This is a genomic window from Paraplanobispora siamensis (genome assembly GCF_016863175.1).
Classification (GTDB): Bacteria; Actinomycetota; Actinomycetes; order Streptosporangiales; family Streptosporangiaceae; genus Planobispora; species Planobispora siamensis.
In genome coordinates this window covers 22,239-45,824 of record NZ_BOOJ01000014.1, presented here as the reverse complement: position 1 = coordinate 45,824, position 23,586 = coordinate 22,239, and the positions used below count along the sequence as shown (strand labels likewise).

The window sequence follows — 23,586 nt, the reverse complement described above, 5'->3', positions numbered from 1 at the left end:
GGGCCGTCACCGGGGGCCGTCACCAGGGGGACGGCGCCGGGGGCGCGACGACCGGCGGGCGGTCGTCGCAGGTGATGGTGTCGGGCAGCATCCACGGGGCGAGCCAGCCCCCGTCGTTGCCGCCGAGGTCGGTCAGCGAGAACTCCGAGCCGGTGGGCGGGAAGTTGAACGACCCGCAGTTGTTGACGCCGACCGCGCCGACGTTGCGGGCGTCCACGTTCTCGAACGAGGCCGAGCCCTTCACCCGGGCGCTGACCACCGAGGTGCCGGTGCCGTCCACCCGGATGTCCTTGAAGTGGACGTTCGGGATGGAGTACAGGTCCTTCACCGACCACTCGCTGACCAGCATGATCGCGTTGTAGGTGTTGTCGAGATAGTGGTCCCCGGTCACCCGGATGTCCGCCTCGATGTTCCTGTCGAGCGCGTAGAACCAGATGGCCCCCAGGCCGATCTTCCAGTTGAGCTCGAAGGTCCCGGCGCGGACGGTGGTGTTGTTCTCGATCCGCAGCCGCCCGGTGAACGGCTCGGCGCCGAAGCGGGAGCCGACCTGGATGGCGCTGCCCTCGCGGATCGGGTCGGCGATGAGGTTGTCGGAGACCGTGTTGTCCTTACCACCGTAGATGGCGATGCCGTTGGCGAGCGTGGGCGTCTGCACGGTGTTGTGGTCGAAGGTGTTGCCGGTGTTCGCGCTCTTCTCCGACCACATGGCCAGGCCGTCGTCGCCGGTGTTGCGGACGAAGTTGCCGGACACGACCGAGTCCGTGACGCCGGTGTGGAAGTTGAGGGCGTCGGCGATCTGGTCGACGATGATGTTGTTCGTGATCTTCAGGTTCGTCATCGGCCCGTCGAACCACATGCCCACCTTGGTGTGGCGGATGTGCAGGCCGTCGATGGTGGAGTCGCTCATCGCCCCGCCGACGCCGTTGACCTGGTCGGTGTCGATGCGCTCGCGGACGTCGCCCTCGATCGCGAAGCCGGACAGGTGGACGTTGCGGCTCCCGCCGTCCTCGGCGGGCTTTCCGTAGAAGCCGACGCCGGTGTGCACCGAGCCGTCGGGGGCCGGGGTGTCGAGGGCCACCTCACGGCCCTTGATGATCGTGTACCAGTTGCCGGCGCCCTCGATCGTCACGTCGTCGACGATGATGTGGCGGTTGACCTGGTAGGTGCCCGGCGGGATGTAGACCTTCAGGCGCTTGCGCTGGGCGAAGGCGATCGCCCTGTCGAAGGCGTCGGCGGAGTCGCGCCTGCCGGTCGGGTCGGCGCCGAACGCCAGCACGTTGGCGGCTGCGAGCCGGACGCGCGGCGGGCCGACGAGCTCGGAGTCGAGCAGGTCGATGACCGTCCACTCGGCGTTGCTCCGGGCGGGGGCGGTGAGCCTGATCGTGTCACCGGGCCGGTAGGTCCTGCCGAGCAGCAGGCGCTGCTCGTCGTAGAAGTGCATCGGGCGGAACGGCTTGGTGATCGTCGGGGGCGGCGTGGTGGCGTCGGGCACGCAGGCGCACTCGGTGATCCACCAGTCGGGGTGGAGCAGGCCGGCGTCCGGGTCGTTGGTGAACGGGTACTGGTTGTACAGCCACGCGTACTGCGAGGTGAGGGTCATGGTCTTCCTGGCCCTGCCGTTCACCGTGACGTCGAGCGGCGCGGTGATGCCGCCCCCGTCCGGCGCGTCGGGGATGCTGTAGCGCACGGTGATCGCGTTGGCCGCCTTCGGCAGCGTGAACTCGACGTGCTGTCCCGGCGCCAGCTTGACCGCCTTACGGCCGGAGGCCTCCGCCGGGAGCGTGTACGCGGCGCGGTCGGGGCCGATGACCGTGCCGCTCGTCGCGGCGTTCTCCGCCTCCTGCTCGACGAAGGCGACGTCGGCGCCCCGGCCCGCGACGAGGGACGGGTCGAGCGCGGCGCGCGTCACGACGGGGGCCGCGGTCTTCCCGCGGGCGTCGGCCGGGGCGGCGGTGCCGCGTACGTCGGCCGTGCCGCGCGTGTCGGCCAGGGCGGCGCTGCCGAACGCGAGGCTGAGGCCGGCGGTGACCGCGGTCAGCGCCGCGACCGCCGCCGCGGCCCTGCGCGGCGGCCTGCCGAAGCGTCTCTCCGCGGCTCCTGTGGGGCTCGGGGACATCGGATGCTCATTTCTGTCGGGGGGGTGAACACCTGCACGCTCGAGGCGGTACGCGCGCCCTGAGAGTGAGGTGACATTAGGTCTCCCGCACCCGGTTCCACAAGGCTTCTGTGAACTAGTTTCTCTTTTCTGATTACCAGATGCAGAGCTAAGTCATTTTTTTGCGAAAATCGACGTAAGCCGATGCAAGCCGGCGCAACGGCTCCTGCCGGGGCTCCGAGGTCGTCGCGGCCTCATGCGGCCACGGGAACGCCGTGCTCGACCGGGACGGCCACCACCACGGAGGCGACCGAGGACTCCGCCGCCCACGCCAGCGTCCTGCGGTCGTGCGCCGTCACCGGGGGCAGCAGCGTCACCTCCACGGTCAGCCGCCGGAACGCGACCACCCGCAGGAGGGAGGCCATGAGGGTGTCGTCACCGATGAAGGCGGGACCGGTGGCCGGGGCGCCGGAGGCGTCCAGATAGCGGATCGCCACCGGCCTGACCGGGGCCCCGGCGTCCAGGGCCGCCTGGAACACCGCGGGCCGGAAGGCGCCCATCTCCCGGCCGCACCGGGTCGTCCCCTCGGGGAAGGCGGCCACCGGTTCTCCCGCGGCCAGCGCCCCCGCCACGTCGGCCACCGCGCGGGGCAGCGCCGACAGCCGCTCCCTGTCGATGAACAGCGCGCCCGAGGCGGCCGCCAGCCCGCCGACCAGCGGCCAGCCCAGGACCTCGCGCTTGGCCAGCAGGCGGCAGGGCAGCGCGGCGGCCATGACGAGCGGGTCGAGCCAGGAGACGTGGTTGGCCACGAACAGCGCGGCCGCGCCGGAGGTCGTCCCGGCCTGCGCTGTGGTGATCGGGGCCCCGGCGGCCGGGGTCCTGGCCGGGACGCGTGCCTCGGGGGAGGAACCGGCCAGGAAGGTGAAGCCGCGCCGTACCTCGATCCGGACGCCGAGCGCCCACAGCATCAGGCGGGACCAGGCGCCCGTCAGCGCGGTCCGCCGCGCCGTACCGGACCCCAGGGCGACGAGCGCGAGCACCGGCCCCACGAGGATCAGCACCGCGGCCGCCAGGAGGCGCAGGACCCGCAGCGGCCGGACGGCCGTGGTGACGGGAGGCAGGACGCAGGCCGGCGGCGTGCACGGCGCCGGCGGGAGCCACGGGCTCATTCCCGGCCTCCCAGGAAGTGCCGCAGATGGCGAGGGCTCAGTGCGGCCATCGGGAGCAGTACGAAGAAGTCGGCGACCCCGAAGGCGGGATCGTCGGCGGGCGGACCGCAGACCCAGGCCCCCAGCCGCAGGTACCCCCGCAGCAGCGCGGGCAGCCCCGCCCACCCCGCCCGCTGCCCGGCCGGACCGGACGCGGAGGCCGGGCGCGTCCCGGAACCGGATGCGGCGGCCGGATGCGCGCCGGGACCGGGCGCGGCGGCCGGGCGTGTCGTGGCGCCCGGGGTACGGGACGGGGAACCGGGGCGGACGCCTCCGGGGGTCCGCCAGGGGCGCAGCGGGGTCACCCGGTACTCCTCGGGGCCGAACGTGATCCGGTCCATGACCTCGTCCGCCTGGGACGCCGGCACCGAGCAGCATCCCGCCAGCCAGCCGTACCCCCCGTCGATCATGTAACGGGCGATGCCCGACCACATCAGCCCGGCCACCGCCCCCTCCCGGTGGTCGGCGTGCACGCACGCCCGGCCCGCCTCGACCAGCCCGGCACGGAGCCCGGCCAGCGCGCTCAGGTCGAACTCGCTCTCGGAGTAGAGCCGGTCGGCCCGTCCCGGCGGCAGCAGCCGGTAGGTCCCGACGACCTCGCCCGTGCCGCCGTGCCGTACGAGCAGATGGTCGCAGTAGGCGTCGAGGCGGTCGGCGTCCAGGCCGCTGACGGGGCTGTCCAGGTGCGCGCCGAGTTCCTCGGCGAAGACCTGGTGACGGAGTCTCTGGGCTTCCCGCAGCTCTGCGGCGGTACGGGCCAGCCCGACGGTGTAGCGCGTGACGCGCGGTTCTGCGGGAACGGTCGTCATGAAGACATGAAGCCAGGCCCGGGTAACGCCGGGAGGGAGGGGTCCGCGAACGTCGGGCGTCCGGATGATGAACCGCATTCACGGTCGTTTCCAGGGCCAAGTAGCGTAGGTGACGATGAACCAGCGCACGCTTCTGATCACGTTGACCGGCCCCGACCGACCGGGCGTCACCTCCCGGCTCTTCTCCGTCCTGGCCGGTTTTCCCGTCGTCGTCGCCGACATCGAGCAGGTCGTCATCCGCGGCCGGCTGACCCTCGGCGTCCTCGTCGCCTACTCCGGCGGAACACCGACCGGGACCGGCGGCACCCTCGGCGCCCTGTGGACCTCCATCGAGCGGATCGCCGAGGACCTGGGCCTGGAGGTCGAGCTGTCCACCGGCTCCGACACCAAGGAGAAGCGGCGGCGCGGGCGGCTGCACGTCACGGTGCTCGGCTCTCCCCTGCAGCCCGCCGCGATGGCGGGCATCGCGGGCCGGGTCGCCGCCGCCGGCGCGAACATCGACCGCATCGAACGGCTGTCCAGCTACCCGGTGACCTGCATCGAGATGGCCGTCTCCGGCGCCGACCCGGACGCGCTGCGGGCCGAGCTGGCCGTCGAGGCGCACGCGCAGCAGGTCGACGTGGCCGTGCAGCGGGCGGGCCTGTACCGCAGGGCCAAGCGGCTGATCGTGATGGACGTCGACTCCACGCTCATCCAGGGCGAGGTCATCGAACTGCTGGCCGCGCACGCGGGCTGCCTGGAGGAGGTCGCCCGGGTCACCGAGGAGGCGATGCGCGGCGAGCTCGACTTCGCCGAGTCGCTCCGCCGCCGGGTGGCGCTGCTGGAGGGCCTGTCCGAGGAGGTCTTCGAGAAGGTCCGCAAGGAGGTCGTGCTCACTCCCGGCGCGCGGACGCTGGTACGGACCCTCAAGCGGCTCGACTACCGGTTCGCGATCGTCAGCGGCGGGTTCACCCAGATCACCGACGCCCTCGTGCGGGACCTCGGCATCGACTACTCCGCGGCCAACACCCTGGAGGTCGTCGACGGGGTGCTGACCGGACGGGTCGTCGGCGAGATCGTGGACCGCCCCGGCAAGGCGCGGGCGCTGGAGCGCTTCGCCAAGGAGGCGGGCATCCCGATCAGCCAGACCGTGGCCATCGGCGACGGCGCCAACGACCTGGACATGATCGCGACCGCCGGGCTGGGCATCGCCTTCAACGCCAAGCCCGTGGTCCGCCAGGCCGCCGACACCGCGGTCAACGTGCCCTATCTCGACTCGATCCTGTACCTGCTCGGCATCCCGCGCGCCGAGGTCGAGGCCGCCGACGCCGAGGACGGCGTCATCCTGGAGGCCTGACCTCCGGCGGCACGCGGATCAGTGCTCCTTCGGGTTCCACCTGGTGACCGCACGCCCGCTGTCCAGCCCGGCCCACTCGTCGTCGGTCTCGATGACGGCGAACGCGCCGGGCGGGAAGCCGGTGTCCCCGTCCCGTGAGGTGAGCCCCAGGACGAGCTCGTGGACTCCCGGGTTGTGGCCGACCAGCAGCAGCGTGCGCACCTGCGGGTCGGTCCGCCGAACCAGTTCGAGCAGTTCGTCGGCGTACGCCTCGTAGATGTCCCGTTCGAACTCGATGGGCCCGCCGGGCAGGACCAGCTCCGCGGTCTGCCGGGTCCGCACGGACGGCGAGCAGAGCACCAGGTCGGGCCGGAGTCCCAGAGTGGCGAGAGCCTCGCCGACCTTGCGGGCGTCGCGCTCGCCCCGCTCGGTGAGGGGGCGCTCGGGGTCGGAGAGACCGGGCGTGTGGACGGCCTTGGCGTGCCGCAGAACGATCAGCGTGCGCATCGTCACCTCGCCGCCCACACGGCGATGGCGACGATCACCGCGAACACCGCGGCCATCGCCACCAGGATCGTGATGAGTGCCCTTCCCCCGGAAGACTGTTGTTCCATCGGATTCCCGGCGCCGCCCTCGGGCCCTCGCCCGGCGGACGCCGTCCCTCCCCTTGAGATGTCGTCGTGGCGGATCAGTGGCGGATCAGTGGCGGGTCAGTGGCTGATCAGCGGTCGGTCTCGGCGGGCGCCCCCGGTGGAGGCGACGGCCGTTCTCCGGGAGGCTCGCGGGTCACGTCGCACAGTTTCCCATCAGGATGGCCCGCACACGCGAAAGGGGTGCACGCATCGCGTGCACCCCTTTTCGACGGTGTCCTCCCGGGCGGACCGGAGCGGGCGGGCGTCCGCCCGCTCCGGCTACCACCCCGTCACACCGGTCTCAGCCCGCGATCGGCTCGGGCTCGGGCTCCGGCTTGCGGTCGTTGTCGCTCCCGGCCGGAGAGGCGCCCGCCGAGCGCCGCTTGGAGATGATGACCGCGGCGATCACCACGGCCAGCGCGATCAGCGCGATGCCGACGCGCAGGGCCACGTTGTCGGCGTACTCCACGACCGCCGGAGCGATCAGCAGCGCCACCAGGTTCATGACCTTCAGGAGCGGGTTGATCGCCGGGCCCGCGGTGTCCTTGAACGGGTCGCCGACGGTGTCGCCGATGATGGTGGCCTCGTGGGCCTCCGACCCCTTGCCGCCGTGGTGCCCGTCCTCGACCAGCTTCTTGGCGTTGTCCCAGGCGCCGCCGGAGTTGGCCAGGAACACGGCCATCAGCGTGCCGCAGGCGATGGCGCCGGCGAGGAAGGCGCCCAGCGGCGCGTAGCCGAGGGCGAAGCCCACCGCGATCGGCGTCATCACCGCGAGCAGACCGGGAGTGGCCAGCTCGCGCAGCGAGTCGCGGGTGCAGATGTCCACGACCCGGCCGTACTCCGGCAGCTCGGTGCCGTCCATGATCCCCGGCCTGGTCCGGAACTGCTCGCGGACCTCCAGCACGACGCGCATGGCCGCCCGGCCGACCGCCATGATCGCCAAGCCGGAGAACATGAACACGACCGCCGCGCCGATCACCAGGCCGACGAGCACGTTCGGCGAGTCCACACCGAGGCTGAAGGTGCTGAACGAGCCGAGCGCCTCCTTGACCCCGGCGGTCGCCTCGGCCAGCTTGGTCTCGACCGCGGTCCGGAAGGCGCCGAACAGCGCCGTGGCGGCGAGCACGGCCGTGGCGATCGCGATGCCCTTGGTGATGGCCTTGGTGGTGTTGCCGACGGCGTCCAGGGACGTGAGCACCGCGGCGCCCTCGCCCTCGACGTCGCCGGACATCTCGGCGATGCCCTGCGCGTTGTCGGAGACGGGACCGAAGGTGTCCATGGACACGATCACGCCCACCGTGGTCAGCAGGCCGGTGCCCGCCAGGGCGACGGCGAACAGGGCGACGGTGGTGTTGCCGAAGCCGAGCAGGAACGCGCCGTAGACGGCGCCACCGATGATCAGCGCCGAGTAGACCGCCGACTCCAGGCCGACGCTGATGCCGGCCAGGATGACCGTGGCCGAACCCGTGCGGGAGCTCTCGCCGATCTCCTTCACCGGACGGCGGTTGGTCTCGGTGAAGTAGCCGGTGAGGATCTGGATGGCGCTGGCCAGGACCAGGCCGATCAGCACCGCGCCGATGGCGATCAGGCGGGGGTCGGAGCCGAGCGCCGCGATCTCCGGACTCACCCCGGTCAGCTGCGAGAAGCTGGAGGGCAGGTAGAGGAAGGCCGCCCCGGCCACCAGGACCGCCGAGATCGCCGCGGAGATGAAGAAGCCGCGGTTGATGGCCGCCATGCCGTTGCGGTCGCCGGCGCGCGGCGAGGTGACGAAGATGCCGATGATCGCGGTGAGCACGCCGATCATCGGAACGATCAGCGGGAAGACCAGACCCTCGGTGCCGAAGGCCACCTTGCCCAGGATCAGGCTCGCCACCAGCATGACCGCGTAGGACTCGAACAGGTCGGCCGCCATGCCCGCGCAGTCGCCGACGTTGTCACCGACGTTGTCGGCGATGGTGGCGGCGTTGCGCGGGTCGTCCTCGGGGATGCCCTGCTCGACCTTGCCGACCAGGTCGGCGCCGACGTCGGCCGCCTTGGTGAAGATGCCGCCGCCGACACGCATGAACATCGCCAGCAGGGCGGCGCCGAAGCCGAAGCCCTCCAGCACCGCGGGGGCGTCACCCTTGTAGATGAACACCACGATCGCGGCGCCGAGCAGACCCAGGCCGACGGTGAACATGCCCGCGACGCCGCCGGTGCGGAAGGCGATGCGCATGGCGACCTTCTCGCCCGACGTACGGGCCGCGGCGGCGACGCGGACGTTGCCGCGGACCGCCAGCCACATTCCCATGAATCCGGTCAGCGCGGAGAACAGCGCACCGATCACGAAGAAGATCGACCGGCCGATCGCCACCCCGGTCGATTCGGCGGGAAGCAGATAGAGGAGGAATGGAATCAGGATTACGAACAGGGCGAGCGTGCGGAATTGCCGGGCCAAATAGGCGGCGGCGCCTTCCTGCACGGCTCGTGAGATGTTCTGCATGCGCTCGGTGCCTTGATCGGCGTTGAGCACTTCGCGCACGAGCCCACCGGCGACGGCGAGCGCGAGCAGGGCGACGGCGGCGACCACGATCACGATGGTGAGGTGGGAACCGCTCAGGGATACCGCCGTATCATCGACGGCGGCGAGATGGAGCACAGACATCCGACTCTCCTTGGCAAGACGGGATCGTCCTGCCCGGCGTGCGCTGCGGTGAGTGGATCGGCGGGCTGCGGCGCACATCCGGGGTGGTTGGCAGTGCCGCTTCCGGTTGCGTCCGCAGACTTCCTACAGAATTGGGCCCGTTTACGGCCCGCTCCAGAGGACAAACCTTGGCCGGTGCCGGGAGTCTACGCAGCGAGGACGCGGATATGAAGTCTCTACACGTGGCTAATTAATGACGCGTCCGCTAATCCCCAGGAGCGCGACCCTTTTTGCCAGCATTTGGGAGCAGACATCAACCGCCTATGCGACATATCCCGCATTCCGGCCTGTCGATATTCCTTGAAGAAGTCGTCCAGAATCCGGTTCTACCCACACCCGGCCCGGCCGTAACCCGGCCGTCATCCCCGGCTCGCCGTACCCCGGCGCCTCACGCCGACCGCCGGCCCGGGCCGCCGCAACCCACTGCCGTCCCGGCCCGGCCGTAACCCGGCCGTCATCCTCGACCCGCCGTACTCCGGACCGATTCACACCCGGCCGTTGCCCCCGGACCGATATGCCCCGCTCGTCGCCTCTTGTACGGCGCACCTCGGCCGTCGTTCTCTGCCCGCCGTACTCCGCGTTCTCTGCCCGCCGTACTCCGGCCGGCCGATCTCACCGAGAGCGTCCACGGTGGACGGAACCCGCCCGGACCGTCATCCCCGTCGATCAGCCCCGTTGCCGGGCCGCGAGTCCCACCCCCGGACCGCGGTCCCGCCGCCAACCCCGCACGCGCGCAGCCGGACGCGCCCTCTGGGCGTATCCGGCCGCGCGGAAGCCTGTGATCGGGCCGCCCTCAGACGGGGGACAGGCCGCCCGCCGCAGCGGGCCAGCTCATGCGGATGCGCATGCCCTTCTGACTCGGGTAGACCTCGACGTCGTCGGCCAGTCCCACGATGACCGCGATGCCGAACCCCGACATCAGAGTGCCGGGGAGCTGCCCGAGCGGATCGTCGAAGCGGATCGAGGAGTAATCCCGCCCCTGCTCCAGCTCGTCACTCGGGGCAGAGTCCGTGACGATCACCTCGAACCGTCCCGAGTCATCGCACAGCTCGATGCGGATCGGCTCTCCCGGGCAGTGGAGGCGGTGCGCCTCGACGGCTCGGGAGCAGGCCTCACCAACGGCGAGCCGTACCTCGTCCAGCAGCGACTCCTCCACACCCGTGCGCCTGGCGATCGCCGTGGCGAGCAGGCGCGCCGTACGCACGTGGGCGGGGAGAGCGCTGAACGTCAGCTCGACGGTAGCCATGACTACTTGTCTCGACCGTGGGCTTCCTTGGCCTCATCGACCGAGGCGTAGATGCCGAAGACCTTGGTCAGCCCCGTGATCCTGAAGATCTTCAGGATGCGCTCCTGGGTGCACACGAGCTCCAGGGAGCCGTCGTGCGCCCGGACCCGCTTGAGCCCGCCGACCAGGACGCCGAGACCCGTGGAGTCGAGGAAGTCGACCTTCTCCATGTTGACCAGGAGGTGGAAGTTCCCCTTGTTGACGAGGTCGATCAGAAGCTCACGCAACCTGGGCGCGGTGTAGACATCGATCTCGCCCTCGACCTCGACGATGGTGAGACTGTCCTCGGAATGGTGGTCCAACTTCAGATCCACAGATCCTCCAGCGCCTTCCTGCGAAGTACCGATTCGGGCGTGACTTCCGGGACCCTGAGGTCCCACGACGACAAGCCCCGACGCGCGGCATTCAACCATGCGTACGCTCAGTGTCTATACGAAATCACGATTCCCGGCGACTCTGCCCAGAGATACGAGACCGAAAACCAGTGAGTCCGTCCTCTTCCTCACCGTTGCGAGCAGACCCGCTCCTGTCCAGTCTGCTCGATGTTCCCGCACGTCGCGAGCGCGTCACTCATGTGGAGCATGTTCCAGCACGTCAGGCGGGTCAAGTCCGCTGGCCGGACTGGGTGTCCGAAGCGCTCGTTACGCGCTGGGCGAACCAGGGGGTCACAGGTCTGTGGCCTCACCAAGTCGAGGCCGCCGATCTGGTCCACCGTGGCCAAAACGTGATCATCTCCACCGGCACCGCCTCGGGGAAATCCCTTTCCTACCAGGTCCCGGCCCTCGCCTCGGTCCTCGACGGCGGCACCGTCCTCTATCTGACGCCCACCAAGGCCCTGGCCGCCGACCAGCTGCGGGCCCTGCAGGCGCTCGGCGTGCCCGAACTCCGCGCGGCGACCTTCGACGGAGACACCCCCTTCGAGGAACGCGACTGGATCCGGCAGCACGCCAACTACATCCTGACGAATCCGGACATGCTCCATCGCACTCTCCTGCCCCGCCATTCCCGGTGGCTGTCCTTCTGGCGGCGGCTCCGGCTGGTCGTGGTGGACGAGTGCCACGGTTACCGGGGCGTCTTCGGCTCCCACGTGGCCCAGATCCTCCGCCGCCTGCGCCGGGTCTGCGCTCGGTACGGCTCCCGCCCCGTCTTCCTGCTGTCCTCGGCGACCGCGAGCGAGCCCGGGGCCTTCGCACGGCGCCTGACGGGGCTCCAGATGGCCGAGGTGACCTCGGACGCCTCTCCGCGGGGTGCGACCACCTTCGCCCTCTGGGAGCCCCCTCTGACCGATCTGCGGGGCGAGAGGGGCGCTCCGGTGCGCCGTCCCGCCACCGCCGAGGCCGCCGATCTCCTGGCCGACCTCGCCCTCTCCCGCACCCGGACCCTCGCCTTCGTACGCTCCCGGCGCGCCGCCGAGTCCGTGGCCCTGTCCGCCCGGGCCAGGCTCTCCGACCTCGCCGCCGACGCCGGGGCCCCGGCGAACCTGCCGGACGCGATCGCCGCCTACCGCGCCGGATATCTCCCGGAGGAGCGCCGGGAGCTGGAGAAGTCGCTGCGGTCCGGGGAGATCCTCGGACTGGCCACGACCAACGCCCTGGAGCTGGGCGTCGACGTCTCGGGGCTGGACGCCGTACTGATCGCGGGATGGCCCGGGACCCGCGCGTCGCTGTGGCAGCAGGCCGGACGGGCGGGCCGGGCCGGGCAGAACGCCCTGGCGGTGCTGATCGCCAGGGACGACCCGCTCGACACCTATCTGGTCCACCACCCCGAGGCCCTGTTCGGCCGCCCGGTCGAGGCGATCGTGCTCGATCCCGACAACCCCTACGTCCTGGGCCCGCACCTGTGCGCCGCGGCCGCCGAGATCCCCCTCGTCGAGGAGGACCTGGAGATCTTCGGCCCGTCGGCGAAGGACGTGCTCACCGGGCTGGTGGGTGAGGGCCGGCTCAGGCAGCGCCCGACGGGCTGGTTCTGGACCAGCCGGGACCGGGCCACCGACCTCGCCGACATCCGGGGCTCCGGCGGCTCGCCCGTCCAGGTGATCGAGATGTCCACGGGCCGGCTGCTGGGCACCGTGGACGAGCCCTCGGCGCACACGACCGTGCACACCGGCGCCGTCTACGTCCATCAGGGGGAGACCTTCCTCGTGGACGAGCTCGACCTGGACACGGGGGTCGCGCTCGTCGAGGCGGGCACGCCCGACTACACGACCTTCGCCAGGGACGTCACGGAGATCTCCGTCCTGGAGTCCCTCCGCTCCCGCCCGCTGGGCCCGGGAGAGCTCCATTTCGGCTCGGTGGAGGTCACCCGCCAGGTCGTGTCCTATCTCAAGCGGCGCCTGCAGAGCGGCGAACTCCTCGGCGACGAGGAGCTCGACCTGCCTCCACGGACGCTGCGCACCCGCGCGGTCTGGTGGACGCTGCCCGCCTCCGCGGTCGCGTCCCTGGCGGAGACGGGACTGGACCTCGGCGGAGCGGCCCACGCGGCCGAGCACGCCTCCATCGGCCTGCTCCCGCTGTTCGCCACCTGCGACCGATGGGACATCGGCGGCGTCTCCACCGAACTGCACGCCGACACCGGCCTGCTCACGGTCTTCGTCTACGACGGCCACGAGGGCGGCGCCGGCTTCGCCGAACGCGGCTACGCCCGCGCCGTCGACTGGCTGACCGCCACCCGGGAGGCCATCGACTCCTGCGAGTGCGACCGCGGTTGCCCCTCCTGCATCCAGTCCCCCAAGTGCGGAAACGGCAACGAACCCCTGGACAAGACCGGCGCCCTCCACATCCTGGCCACCCTCCTGTCCCCCACCCCGAAGGAGTGACCCGACTCCCTCACGCCACCTGCCCTCCGGCCCGGAGGAGTGACCCGACTCCCTCACGCCACCTGCCCTCCGGCCTGGAGGAGTGACCCACCCTCCAGGCACGGACCCCCTTGATCACCGCCGCCGGCTTCCATCACGGTGAGCCCCTCAACGCGGCTGGGCTCCGCCGCGATCAGGCTCCGTCAGGACGGCGGCGGCGACCGGAGTACATCGAATCGTCATCGTCCGCAGCCCAGAAATCAGTCGCACCGGGCTGCGGGCGCTCCCAGAAACCGCTGTCCTCCATGGATCGGGGCGCGGGCGGGAGGTAGTCGTCCCAGCGGTCACCCATCCGAGCCGCGACCGGCGTGACCACGTTCACTTCGGTGACGGGCTCCGCGTCCGGCCGGATCTCCGGCACGGACTCGGCGTACCCGGAGGACACCCCTTCCGTCTGAGAATCCGGCTGCGCGGGAGCCCTCCCCGAGGTCGTGCGGCTCCCCTGTCCGTCCGTCCGTCCCACGGTGTGCACAGCGTGGATGACGGGCACCGGCCGCCCGGCCACATGCCCACCGTTCCCCGACCGCTCCTCGGCCCGTACGGCAGAGCGCGGTTGCCCCATCACACGGACAGCAGAACCCACCCGAACCCCGGCCTGCCCACCCGGACCCGGCCGATCCACCCCGTGAACCGCAGAACCCGCCCGATCTCCGCCCTGCACCGTCGAACCCACCTGATCAACCACATGCGCCGCGGAGCCTGCCCAGGTCCCGGCCGCCTGCCGGTTCCCGGCCTGCAGGCCGGTCTCCTGCTGGTCGACGGTGTGCGCGGTGACCGCCTTCCACGGTGCAGAGGACGGAACCCGCTGGTCGGAGGACGGAGTCCGCACATCTGCGGGAAGCCGGGCCTTCGCGTCTGCGGGTGACGTGGCCTGCGCGGCGGATATCGGTTGCTCTTGAGGATGAGCGACATGCGCCCCGGGCTCGGACTGCCCCGCGAGATGAACACCGCGCACCTCAGGCAGGGGCTGCGCCGTCGGCTGAACGCTCCCCGCCTCGGACACGCTCTGCCCCGTTGACCGAGCATTCCGCACCTCAGGCACGGCCTGCCCCGCTGACCGAGCATCCTGCGCCTCGGGCGCGAGCTGCGCCGCCACCTGAACAGGGTCCGTCTCGGATAGGGCTTCGCCCACGAGACGGGCACCGTTCACCTCAGGCACGGCCCGGTCCACTGACCGAGCATCCTGCACCTCAGGCGCAGACTGCGCCGTCGGCCGAGCAGGCCCTGTCTCAGGCCCGCTCTGTCCCACGTGACGGGCACCGTTCACCTCGGGCACGGCCTGGTCCTCTGGGCGGGCGACAGGCACCTCAGGCGCGGACTGTTGCACGGGACGGGCGGCACGGGCTCCGGGAACGAACTGCCCCACGAGACGGACGCCGTGCACCTCAGGCACGGGCTGCGCCGTCGGCTGAGCAGGCCGTATCTCGGACACGGCCTGCTCCGCTGACCGGGCAGTTCGCGCCTCGGGCACCGACTGTTCTGCGAGATGGGTCGTGTGTGCGGTGAGCGCTTTCTGCTCTGCGGGAGGGCTCGCCGGGGGCGGCTGGGGATAGCGGGTCTTGGAGACCGCGAGGATGACGGCGGGGCGCCGAGGGGTCATCGTGGCCGCGCCTGCGGTGGCCGCTCCGGCTGTCCTCTCTGTTCGGGTCTCCGGGTCGCTGTCCGAACCTCCAGCGGTCGTCATCACGATTCCGGTGGTGGCGGCGTCCGCGGCGCCGGCGGCCAGGAGCTTGCGGCGGAACCACGCACCGCCGTGCGCGGCGAGCAGCAGCAGGATCATGCCACCCGCGATGAACAAGCCGTACTGGCTCATCCCGCCGGTCGGCGACTCCGACGACTGTGGCGTGATGTTCGTGTTGGCGGCCGGCACGACGTCCGTCTCGGTGGCGACCCTCTTGGAGTCGGGGGCCGGCTGTGCGCCCTTCTCCGTGCCGTTCCCGGTGCCCTTCTTGGTCGTGCCCTCTCCGCCCTGCTCGGCGGACGACGAGGCGTCGTCCTCCTGGACCTCCTTGGGGAGCTTGGGCACCTTCGTGGGAACGACCGCCGTCTTCGGGGGCTCGGCCCGAGCTGTCGCGGGCTTCTTCTGGGGCAGCTGCGGGAGGCTCTCGATGCCGGCCTGCCGGTCGGCCTTCTTCTGGGCGTCCTGGTCGCCGGTGCTCTGCTGGGTGCCGTTCTCGTTGGAATCTGCGACCTTGGGTGTTTTGGGGGTGGGGATGCTCACCGTGGCCACGGCCGACTGTCCCGAGGCGACGGTGCCTCCGTTGCCGTCGCTCCGCAGCGCTCGAACCGTGAACCCGACCCGCTGCCCGGCGGCCTTGGCCGGAACGGCCAGGGTCGCCCTGCACGAACCGCCGCCGCACGCGCTGCTCACCCGCACGCTGCCGACCTTGCCGTTCCGGGTCGTGGAGATCTCGTAGCCCCGCAGATCGGGCTCGGATCCCTTCCTCCAGGTCACCACGGCCTGCTTTCCCTGCAGCCGGACACCGACCCCGCCGGGGGCGGCCGGAGGAACGGCCTGGACCAGGGTCTCGGATGTCTCGTCCCACTTACCGCCCAGCAACTTGCCCCGCTGGACAAGCTTGATCCGGTAGCTGCCGTTCGGACGGCTGCGGGGATTCCAGGTGTAGAAGACGCGCTGATCTCCCTTGGCGATCTGTCTGCCGTTGACGTAGAGGACGGCGTCGAACGCGAAGTCGACCTTGCCGGAGATCGTCACCGCCTGGTTGGAGGTGACCCGTGACGGCATGTCCAGACGCGCCTGAGCCTGTGCTGGACCCGCCATCGCGAGAACGGCGGACACGGACACGATGGGCACGGTCACCATCACGGCGACCACTCTGCGAGCCGTCGTCACGACGCTTCCCTTCGTCGAGATCCGCACGCGCCCGGAGCCCCACGTCGCGGAGCACCGAACGTGCCAGTCCTCCAGACCGGCTCCCACCGGTCCGGACCCGGGCCCCGGCCGCGAGCGGGACCGGTCACCGCGAACGGCGTCCCGGCCGGGCGACTCGCGACCTGCCTTCCCAAGCCTGAGCGCGAGATGGCATGGAGGGCAGGTAAGCGGAACCTTATGAGAGGCTTCCGGCTTTTGGACATGGAGTCCAAGAAGTCGTGATTTGATTGCGACCTTGCTTCTCGTACGATCACCGCCTTCCACCTGAGAGATCATCTGCATGCCGGGCCCCTGCCACGGATCACTGCGGATCCGATCACTCGGCGAAGGGAAACCCACCGGAATCGTCCGGCCGAGAACTCCGCTGCCAGGACAGCCGGTGAAGGCCGCACCGCTTCTCATTTGGAGAAGGTGCCTCCCCATTCGGAGAAGGCGCCGCGTGGCTCAGCCGGCGGGCTCCGTTATGTGAACGGGACCGGCGCGTGCGTGCGCCATGACCTCCTCCGCACCCACCACGGGCAGGGTGAAGCTCACGACGACCCGGACAGTGGCGACACCACCGTCGCCCACGACGCATCGGGTGAGCCTGGCGCCGTTCGTCACCGCGAGCGAGGCGGCCTCCGCGCATCCGGCATCGGGGTCGGCGAAGGCGAGTCGCGCGGCGGCGAGCGCTCCGAGGTCGGCGGCGGTCTGCGCACGGTGCCGGATCACCCTGGCGGCACCGGCGAAAGTCACCGCGAGCACCACCGTGGAGATCACCGCGATGAGACCGATCATCCATATCGTCGCCCCACCCCGATCCCTCCGGGCAAAAAGCGGCCTCAGCTCTCCGCCCCGCCAGCGGATGACCCCGCCCCGGCCTCTCCGGGTGAAAGACGGCCTGGGCATTCCACTCAGCCGATGGTCCCGGCCAGTTCCACCCCCGCCCTTTCGGACACAAGACAGCCTCACCGCGCCGCTCCACCCACGGCACCAGGCGGCTCCACTCCGGCTCTTTGGAGCACAGGACAACCTCACCGTCCTCCTCCACCCACGGCACCGGACGGTCCCACTCCCGGCTCGACGGCGGAGACGGCGCTCCCACGGACGGTCACCTCGGGGAGAGAAAGACCCCAGCGCGGGCCGACCCGGACGGACACCTCCACCCGAACGCGCTCTGTGTCCCTGACCACCTCCGCTCGCGCTCCCGCCGGAGCGGCGGCGAGAACGTTGCTCCGAACCCGGTCGAGGGACTCTCCCCGCGACGCGGCCCGGGCGCCCGTCCGGGCCGCATCCACGCACTCCAGCTGAGCTGCGACCGCCCCCACCGCCCACAACCCGGCGGCCAGCACCACCACGAGGGCGGGCAGGGCCGCTGCGGTCTCAGCCGTCACCGATCCTCTGGAGGAGGGGACTGACAGGCGAGGCACCGAACCCTTTGAGGGGCATGCGGTGGATGGACAGACCTCCGCCTCCGGCCGGACACGCGGGGGAAGCGAATGAGGCACCAGGCTTCGAAGGAGAGGGAGGGGGCGGGGAGTGACCATCGGGATCATCCGGCCACGTTCAGCGCCCGGTTGATGAGGTCCGTGATCATCTCTTGGACCTCTGGACTCGTCACGACCTTGAAAAGAATCGCGGCGAAGGCACATGCGGCAATCGTGCCGACGGCGTATTCGGCGGTGGACATGCCGCGGTCCCGGCTCGTGGCCGCAGTCAGCAAGGCCCGGCGATCCTGCCACCACCTCGACAGGACATGCCGCAGACCACCGGAGCGCGATCCAGCCATCGTTTCCCCCTCGGGCTCAGTGAGGCCGGCCCTCTTGCGTCCGGCGTCGGTCGGACCAGATTCGCCGACATACGCGTTGAGCTGGGGAGAAGAACGGTGTTCTGTGGAAAACCCATCCGATCATCCACAGCCATCGAGCCCACGTAGAGGCCTCGGCCGAAGAGCGACATGGGCAAGCTTGCGACCGGACTATCCGGCTAGATCTCGGGTGGGCCACCCAGCCGGGTGGACCGTATGGGCAGACGCCGCACTGCACCGGAGATGCCGGAGATGCCGTGCCCGCGGAAGGCACTATGCCGCGTGGAAGGCGCCAGGCCGCACAGAGGGCATCAGACAGAGCTGAAGGTACTAGATCGAGCGGAAGGTACTAGACCATGCGGAAGGCACTAGACCATGCGGAAGACACTAGATCGTGCGGAAGGTGCTACCCCTTGTGGAAGACACTGAGATGCACACAAGATGCCGGACCACACGGCGGATGCCGTACCTGGGCACCGGAGAGATGACCCAGGCACGGAGCGGGAACGGCGGACTCTCGTATCGCCGTCCCCATCCGCTCGTATCGCCGCCCCCATTCGCGCTTCGTCATGCCCGCGCCTTGCGGTATCCGGCTTATCCCCAAGTGGGCCTCTTCAGCCACCGAGGCGCATTCCCTCTCACCGAGAGACCCCGCGAGGTTCAACCTCACAGGTCACGAGAGAAGGGAAAGCCCTTGGGACAGGGACTCCATCGCGGAGGAGAGTCTCAGCGCGATCACATGGCGGCTCGGACCACCGGCGGCTTCGTTCGCATGAGTCGGTGAATTCCACGTGACTTATCCACAGCACTCCGCTTTTTCCTGTGGACAACTTCTCGCAAATACACAGAACCTGTGGATAACTTACGGAAGCAGGACCTTGCTCGCGAGACCGGCTACGACGGGAACGATGCCCAGGAGAACGAAAGCGGGCAGGAAACACAGCCCCAGGGGCATGACGGCCTGAACGCCGGCCCTCCGGGCGGCGGCCGCCGACATCGCCCGGGCGGCATGCCGGGAGTCGTCGGCCACCCTGGTCAACATGTCGGCCACAGGGGCGCCGCTGAGTGCCGCCCGGCTCATGGTGCGGGCGAAGGGAGCGAGCGTCTGCTCGGAGCCGAAGGCGGACCATGCGCTTTCCGGGGTCGCTCCCAGCCTCAGTTGCCCGTTCACCCACGCGAGCCGGTCGCCGAGCGGCCCGCCGATCGCCTGGGCGGTGATGTCGAGCGCCCCGGTGACCGGTTGTCCCGCACGCAGGCAGGCCACCATGAGGTCGGCCGCCAGCGGCAGGTCGGCGGTGATCCGGTCACGCTCGCGGCGCACCGCCGGAGACTCCCGCCGTCTGAGAAGCAAGGGCACGGCGACGGAACCGATGACTCCTGCGACGATCCCGGCCTGACCTCCCACCGCGAGAAAGAGCATCGCCCCCGTAGTGATCGCGACCAGGACCTCCCGCCTGTCGAAGCGTCCCCTGCCTCCGGACCCGGAGTGCCCGCCCGGTCCTGCAACGGCTCCCTCCGGAGGAGGCTCACCGGCCCTCGGCGCACTCGCGTTCCCGATCGATCTCACTTCGCGACTGATCATGTCGGCTCCGGCTCCGGCGGAAGCCGTTCCGCCGCCGATCATGCTTCCTGCGGCCGGGACCCGCCGGTCTGCCCGGTGAAGCCGACGGGCGGGGTCATCAGGAGACGTCCACAGCCACGCGGCGGCCCCGGTGAGCACCATGGCCAGGACACCGGCGGTCACAGCGTTCATCGCTTCTCTCCGATCGCGGTCACATCAGGTGAGCGGGAAACCCATCGCCATGGGCGAGTAGACGCCCGGCAGCCGTAGACGCCACGGCTCCCGGCTCGGGCCGTACGGTGGGCCGCTCCCGGCTCGGGCCACACGACGAGCCACCACCGCGAGCGACGGGGGATCTCAGGTCTGCTCGGCTTTGGCGACCAGATGACGGGTCCACCACAGGCCGCAGCCGTCGAGGGCGACCCCGACGACCAGGCATGCCACCCCGGCGGGGCCGCCGAGGAGGAAGTCGAGGGGGCGCATGCCCAGTCCTGTCGCCATGAGCACGCCCAGCACGGGCAGACCGGCGAGCAGACGGGCGGTCGATCGAGGACCGGCGAGCTGGGCGGCGACGTCTCGCCGGTGGGCTTCGGCCTCCCGGAGGGAGGCGGCCACCCGGTCGACGAGAGCCGAGAATCCTCCGCCGACGGTCGCGGCGGCCCGCCAGCACGCCGCCAGGCGCCGAAGCCCTTCGCCTCCCCGTTCCGGGGCCGCGGCCAGTAGGGCCTCGGACACGTCACCCCCGTCTCGCGCCACCGCGATCACGGGCCTCATCGCCATCGGATCGGGGAACTCCATCGACGACACGGCACGGGACAGCGCCTCGCCCGCGGTGCGTCCCGCGGCCAATTCGGCGGCGAGGACCTGACAGAGCTCCACGGAAGCCGCCCTCCACGCCTCGGCCTGACGGGACGGCCGGGAGAACCGGGCGATCCATCGCAGGAGGTCGCGGGGTCCGTCCGGACCATGCCCGCGCAGGCACAGACGCTCCAGCCGCGCGGTTCCCGGGTCGGGCCCCATCCACAGCCAGGCCGCCAACGCGGCGAGGATCACGGCCCCGGTCATGGCCGGGCAGGACCGCCGGACCACCTGGCGGAGGCGGCGGAGGCTCGGGCAGGAGTGGACTCCCCGGCGGGGGCGGACGCGGTCTCGGCAGCGGGAGCCCGCTCGGGAGGAACGTCAGATCCCGTGATGAAAGCAGCTGGGACTCCGCCAGCACGGACACCGGGTCCCCGCAGAGAGGCGGGCGCGGCTTCGGGGACGGAGGCGCGTGCCCTGCGGGCGGCAGGTCCGCTGGCGGGAAGACCGGAGACTCCGGCGGCACGGGCACCAGGTCCTCCGAGGGAGGCCGGTGCGGCTTCGGGGACGGAGGCGCGTGCCCTGCGGGCGGCAGGTCCGCTGGCGGGAACATCGGAGACTCCCGTGGCACGGGCACCGGGTCCCCGCAGAGAGGTGGGCGCGGCTCCGGGGAGGAGGGCTTCAGCGGTACGGGTGCCGGGAGCGGTGGTGGGGCGGGTGGGTCTTCTGGGGGGAGGGAGGAGGGCCTCGGTGATGGGGGCTCGGGTGGTGAGGGCGGGGAAGGCTGGGCCGGGGACGGCCTGGCCGGTCGGGGAGAAGGTGAGGGCGGGTTCCGCCTCGACGAGGCCGGAGGGACGGCGGGTCATCATGCAGATCTCGGTGATCCGGCGGCGGCCGTCGGCGTGGTCGCGGGTGAGGTGGATGACGACGTCCAGGGCCGCGGCGATCTGGCTGTGGACCGCCTCGCGGGTGAGACCGGCGGCGCAGGCGAGGGCCTCGAGGCGGGCGGGCACGTCGGCCGCCCTGTTGGCGTGGAGGGTGCCGCAGCCGCCCTCGTGACCGGTGTTGAGCGCCGCGAGCAGGTCGACCACCTCCGCGCCTCGGACCTCTCCGACGACGAGCCGGTCGGGGCGCATGCGCAGCGCCTGGCGGACCAGGTCGCGCAGCCCCACGCCGCCGGCGCCTTCGAGGTTGGCCGGGCGGGACTCCAGCCGCACCACGTGCGGGTGCAGCGGTCTGAGCTCGGCGGAGTCCTCCACGAGGAGGAGGCGCTCGCCGTGGTCGGCGAGGGAGAGCAGGGCCGACAGCAGTGTGGTCTTGCCCGTGCCGGTGCCGCCCGAGATGAGGAAGGCGAGCCTCGACTCGATCACCGCGGTGAGGACGGGGACGGCGTCGGCCCCGATCGTGCCCGCCTCGACCAGCTCGGCCAGGCCGAAGGTGTGGCGGGGCGGGAGCCTCAGCGACAGGCAGGTGCCCCCGGGGGACACCGGGGGCAGGACGGCGTGCAGCCGGACGCCGCCGGCGAGTCTGGCGTCGACGTAGGGGCAGGCGTCGTCGAGGCGCCGCCCCGCCGCCGCGGCCAGGCGCTGGGCGAGCCGCCGCACCGCCTCCTCGTCGGGGAAGGCGACCGGGGTGCGGCGCAGGCCGTGGCCGTCGTCGATCCACACCTCCCGGGGACCGTTCACCAGCACGTCGGTGACCTCGGCCTCCGCCAGCAGCGGCTCCAGCGGGCCCGCGCCGATCAGGTCGGCGCGCAGGGCGCGGGCCACCGCCAGGATCTCGGCGTCGCCCAGGACCGCCCGCTCGGCCCGCAGCGCGACGGCGACGTGCGCGGCGCTGGGTTCGACGCCGGTCCGCGCCAGCCGTACCCGGACGGCTTCGATCAGGTCGGGTGAGACCGCGCGGGCGGGTGCGGGCCTGCTCATCCCGTGGCCTCGGGCGGGAACGGGCCGGAAGCGACCGCGGACCGCAGGAACGCCTCGCAGAACCGGCCGAGCGGGCTCCGGCCGCCGAGCCGGGGGACGGTGCCGCGGTTCAGGACGGCGGTGAGGCGGGGCTGGTCGGGCAGGCTCCCGGCGCACGGGACGCCGAGCGAGGTGGCGACCACCTCGTCGTCCAGGATGCCGGTGCGGACGGCGGCCCGGATCTCCCCCGTGTGCTCCCGCAGGACGGTGAGCGTCTGGGCCGCGGCCAGGACGCCCCGCACGTCGGCGGTGACGACCAGGAGGGTGGTGGCGGCACGGCCCAGAGCCTCCGCGGCGGCGGGGTCGGGGCGGCGGGGGAGGTCGACGACCACGAGGTCGAACCCGCGCTGCCCGGCGTCGAGCACCGAGCGCATGGCCTCGGCCGGGATGGCGCCCGCCTCGCCCCGGTGGAAGGACAGGAAGGTCAGCTCCGAGACGCTCGGAAGGGCCGCCCGGAGCGCGGTGAAGCTGACCCGGCCCTCACGGGCGACGAGGTCGGACCAGCGGGCCCCCTCGGTCTCCTCCTGGCCGAGCAGCAGGTCCAGGCCCCCGCCGAGCGGGTCGGCGTCGACGAGAAGGGTGCGCAGGCCCCCGCGGGAGGCCACCAGCGCGAGCGAGGCGGCCAGGACGCTGGCCCCGGCCCCGCCCCGGCCGCCCACGACGCAGACGACGAGACCGGCCCGCGCGGCGGGCTCCACGGCGTCGGCGAACTCGTCGACCAGCCGCCGTTCCGCGGAGGGCAGCTCCAGGACGGCCTGGGCTCCCACCGCGACGCACTTGCGCCAGGTGTCGGGATTTTCCGGACCGTGGGTCACCAGGACGACCCGGTGGCGCGGCGGGGGCCTGGTCGCGGCCAGCGCGTCGGCCGCGTCGCCTCCGACGACCACCAGGGGGGCACGGGTCCAGTAGGGCCGGGCGTGCGCGGGCGCGTGGGCCACGTCGAGCTCCGCTCCCGCCGCGGCGGCGACGCGGAGAAGGTCGTCGAGCAGGGCGGGGTCTTCGGTGATGACCAGAGGGCGGTCCAAGGGTGCCTCCCAGAAGCGTGGGAAGCCCACCTTCGGGGAGAGGCCGCCTCGGCCGAGGCTCCGAGCGTCGTTCTGTGGACGGCCGTACGGCGCGAGGGCCGCCTGTGGAAACCCGGGGTCCGGCCGTGGAAATGAGCGGCGACCCCCGCTGGGGGGGAGAGCGGGGGTCGCCGACCGGTCCGGCTCCGGGGGGGTAGAGCCGGTCCCGTTTCAGAAGAAAGCTTTCAGCAGAAGGCCGGAGGTGGCAAGAGATCGGTGAAACCGACCATGCGCAATACCCCGGCCCATGGCGATACAACCGTATGCTGCCTCATCGCCTGAGTTTCGTCGAGGAGCAATCTCTGGTTTTCTCCGGTTTTTTTCAAATAACGATCTGGTCACCGCGGCTTCCGCAATCGAGAATTATCCGGAGCCGACTCCCGGCCGATCACGGAGGGTGATCAATTCCCGGGCGCCGGGATGACCTTCGCCCAAGCGCCGCCCGCCCTCAAGGCGTTCAGGAGACGTTCACGACAGTTGGCCGGCGAACCTTCCCCTCTCCGTAAAGGTCTTGGTCCCAGGGGTTCCCATCAGCCCGAATCCGTCGTACAAAGGTTGCACGGACCTAGTGTCCGGGCACGGCCATCGGGCACCCACGCGCGACCAGCCGCGGGAGGCGCGTCGAGACGGGCTTGACCC

The 23,586-nt window shown here is 71.3% G+C and carries 16 protein-coding genes and 1 pseudogene; 2 read left to right on the top strand and 15 right to left on the bottom strand.

What is annotated here, in order from left to right; translation table 11 throughout:
• Positions 1 to 19 precede the first annotated feature (19 nt).
• From Psi01_RS07535 to Psi01_RS43190, 3 genes are all read right to left on the bottom strand, one after another.
• On the bottom strand, positions 20 to 2,116 hold the full coding sequence (locus tag Psi01_RS07535; protein ID WP_204063217.1) for a glycosyl hydrolase family 28-related protein: 2,097 nt from the start codon (positions 2,114 to 2,116) through the stop codon (positions 20 to 22).
• Positions 2,117 to 2,349: 233 nt separating this feature from the next.
• Entirely contained in the window at positions 2,350 to 3,264 is a 915-nt protein-coding gene (locus Psi01_RS07530) for a lysophospholipid acyltransferase family protein (RefSeq protein ID WP_204063216.1), read from the bottom strand.
• Positions 3,261 to 4,112, bottom strand: a complete 852-nt coding sequence (locus tag Psi01_RS43190) for a GNAT family N-acetyltransferase (protein ID WP_239127287.1) — start codon at positions 4,110 to 4,112, stop codon at positions 3,261 to 3,263. The genes Psi01_RS07530 and Psi01_RS43190 overlap by 4 nt, the downstream gene beginning before the upstream one ends.
• 115 nt (positions 4,113 to 4,227) lie before the next feature.
• Here Psi01_RS43190 and serB point away from each other — a divergent pair, with 115 nt between their 5' ends.
• On the top strand, positions 4,228 to 5,448 hold the full coding sequence (serB, locus tag Psi01_RS07515) for a phosphoserine phosphatase SerB (protein WP_204063215.1): 1,221 nt from the start codon (positions 4,228 to 4,230) through the stop codon (positions 5,446 to 5,448).
• 18 nt (positions 5,449 to 5,466) lie between these two features.
• Here serB and Psi01_RS07510 read toward each other — a convergent pair whose 3' ends face one another.
• From Psi01_RS07510 to Psi01_RS07495, 4 genes are all read right to left on the bottom strand, one after another.
• Positions 5,467 to 5,934, bottom strand: coding sequence for a SixA phosphatase family protein (locus tag Psi01_RS07510; RefSeq protein ID WP_239127286.1), 468 nt, complete (start codon positions 5,932 to 5,934; stop codon positions 5,467 to 5,469).
• Between the two features lie 426 nt (positions 5,935 to 6,360).
• Positions 6,361 to 8,703, bottom strand: coding sequence for a sodium-translocating pyrophosphatase (locus Psi01_RS07505; RefSeq protein ID WP_204063213.1), 2,343 nt, complete (start codon positions 8,701 to 8,703; stop codon positions 6,361 to 6,363).
• 832 nt (positions 8,704 to 9,535) lie between these two features.
• Positions 9,536 to 9,988, bottom strand: coding sequence for an ATP-binding protein (locus Psi01_RS07500; RefSeq protein ID WP_204063212.1), 453 nt, complete (start codon positions 9,986 to 9,988; stop codon positions 9,536 to 9,538).
• A gap of 2 nt (positions 9,989 to 9,990) precedes the next feature.
• Positions 9,991 to 10,341 carry an STAS domain-containing protein gene (locus Psi01_RS07495; protein WP_203876546.1) on the bottom strand — a complete coding sequence of 117 codons (351 nt, stop codon included), beginning with the start codon at positions 10,339 to 10,341 and terminating at the stop codon, positions 9,991 to 9,993.
• Between the two features lie 212 nt (positions 10,342 to 10,553).
• Between Psi01_RS07495 and sftH the strand changes: the two genes are divergently transcribed.
• The gene (gene sftH, locus Psi01_RS07490) at positions 10,554 to 12,842 is read left to right on the top strand and encodes a DEAD/DEAH box helicase (RefSeq protein WP_373872473.1); all 2,289 of its coding nucleotides are present in this window, start codon (positions 10,554 to 10,556) and stop codon (positions 12,840 to 12,842) included.
• 172 nt (positions 12,843 to 13,014) lie between these two features.
• Here the strand turns inward: sftH and Psi01_RS07485 are convergent, their stop codons facing one another.
• The 8 genes and pseudogenes from Psi01_RS07485 to ssd form a co-directional block, all read right to left on the bottom strand.
• A complete protein-coding gene (locus tag Psi01_RS07485; protein ID WP_204063210.1) occupies positions 13,015 to 15,708 on the bottom strand; it encodes a hypothetical protein in 2,694 nt (897 codons plus the stop codon).
• Between the two features lie 510 nt (positions 15,709 to 16,218).
• Positions 16,219 to 16,662, bottom strand: a complete 444-nt coding sequence (locus tag Psi01_RS07480; RefSeq protein WP_275424497.1) for an Rv3654c family TadE-like protein — start codon at positions 16,660 to 16,662, stop codon at positions 16,219 to 16,221.
• Between the two features lie 125 nt (positions 16,663 to 16,787).
• Positions 16,788 to 17,300: a TadE family protein gene (locus Psi01_RS44045; RefSeq protein WP_275424500.1), complete on the bottom strand. Its 513-nt coding sequence runs from the start codon at positions 17,298 to 17,300 to the stop codon at positions 16,788 to 16,790.
• A 5-nt stretch (positions 17,301 to 17,305) separates the two neighbouring features.
• On the bottom strand, positions 17,306 to 17,542 hold the full coding sequence (locus tag Psi01_RS07475) for a DUF4244 domain-containing protein (RefSeq protein ID WP_204063208.1): 237 nt from the start codon (positions 17,540 to 17,542) through the stop codon (positions 17,306 to 17,308).
• Between the two features lie 880 nt (positions 17,543 to 18,422).
• Positions 18,423 to 18,881 carry a type II secretion system F family protein gene (locus tag Psi01_RS07470; protein WP_239127275.1) on the bottom strand — a complete coding sequence of 153 codons (459 nt, stop codon included), beginning with the start codon at positions 18,879 to 18,881 and terminating at the stop codon, positions 18,423 to 18,425.
• Between the two features lie 597 nt (positions 18,882 to 19,478).
• A complete protein-coding gene (locus tag Psi01_RS07465) occupies positions 19,479 to 20,186 on the bottom strand; it encodes a type II secretion system F family protein (protein ID WP_204063207.1) in 708 nt (235 codons plus the stop codon).
• Between the two features lie 494 nt (positions 20,187 to 20,680).
• Positions 20,681 to 21,844: pseudogene (locus tag Psi01_RS07460) on the bottom strand (TadA family conjugal transfer-associated ATPase); the annotation flags it as partial.
• The gene (gene ssd / locus Psi01_RS07455; protein ID WP_204063206.1) at positions 21,841 to 22,908 is read right to left on the bottom strand and encodes a septum site-determining protein Ssd; all 1,068 of its coding nucleotides are present in this window, start codon (positions 22,906 to 22,908) and stop codon (positions 21,841 to 21,843) included. The gene ssd and the pseudogene Psi01_RS07460, both read right to left, overlap by 4 nt.
• Positions 22,909 to 23,586: the final 678 nt, after the last annotated feature.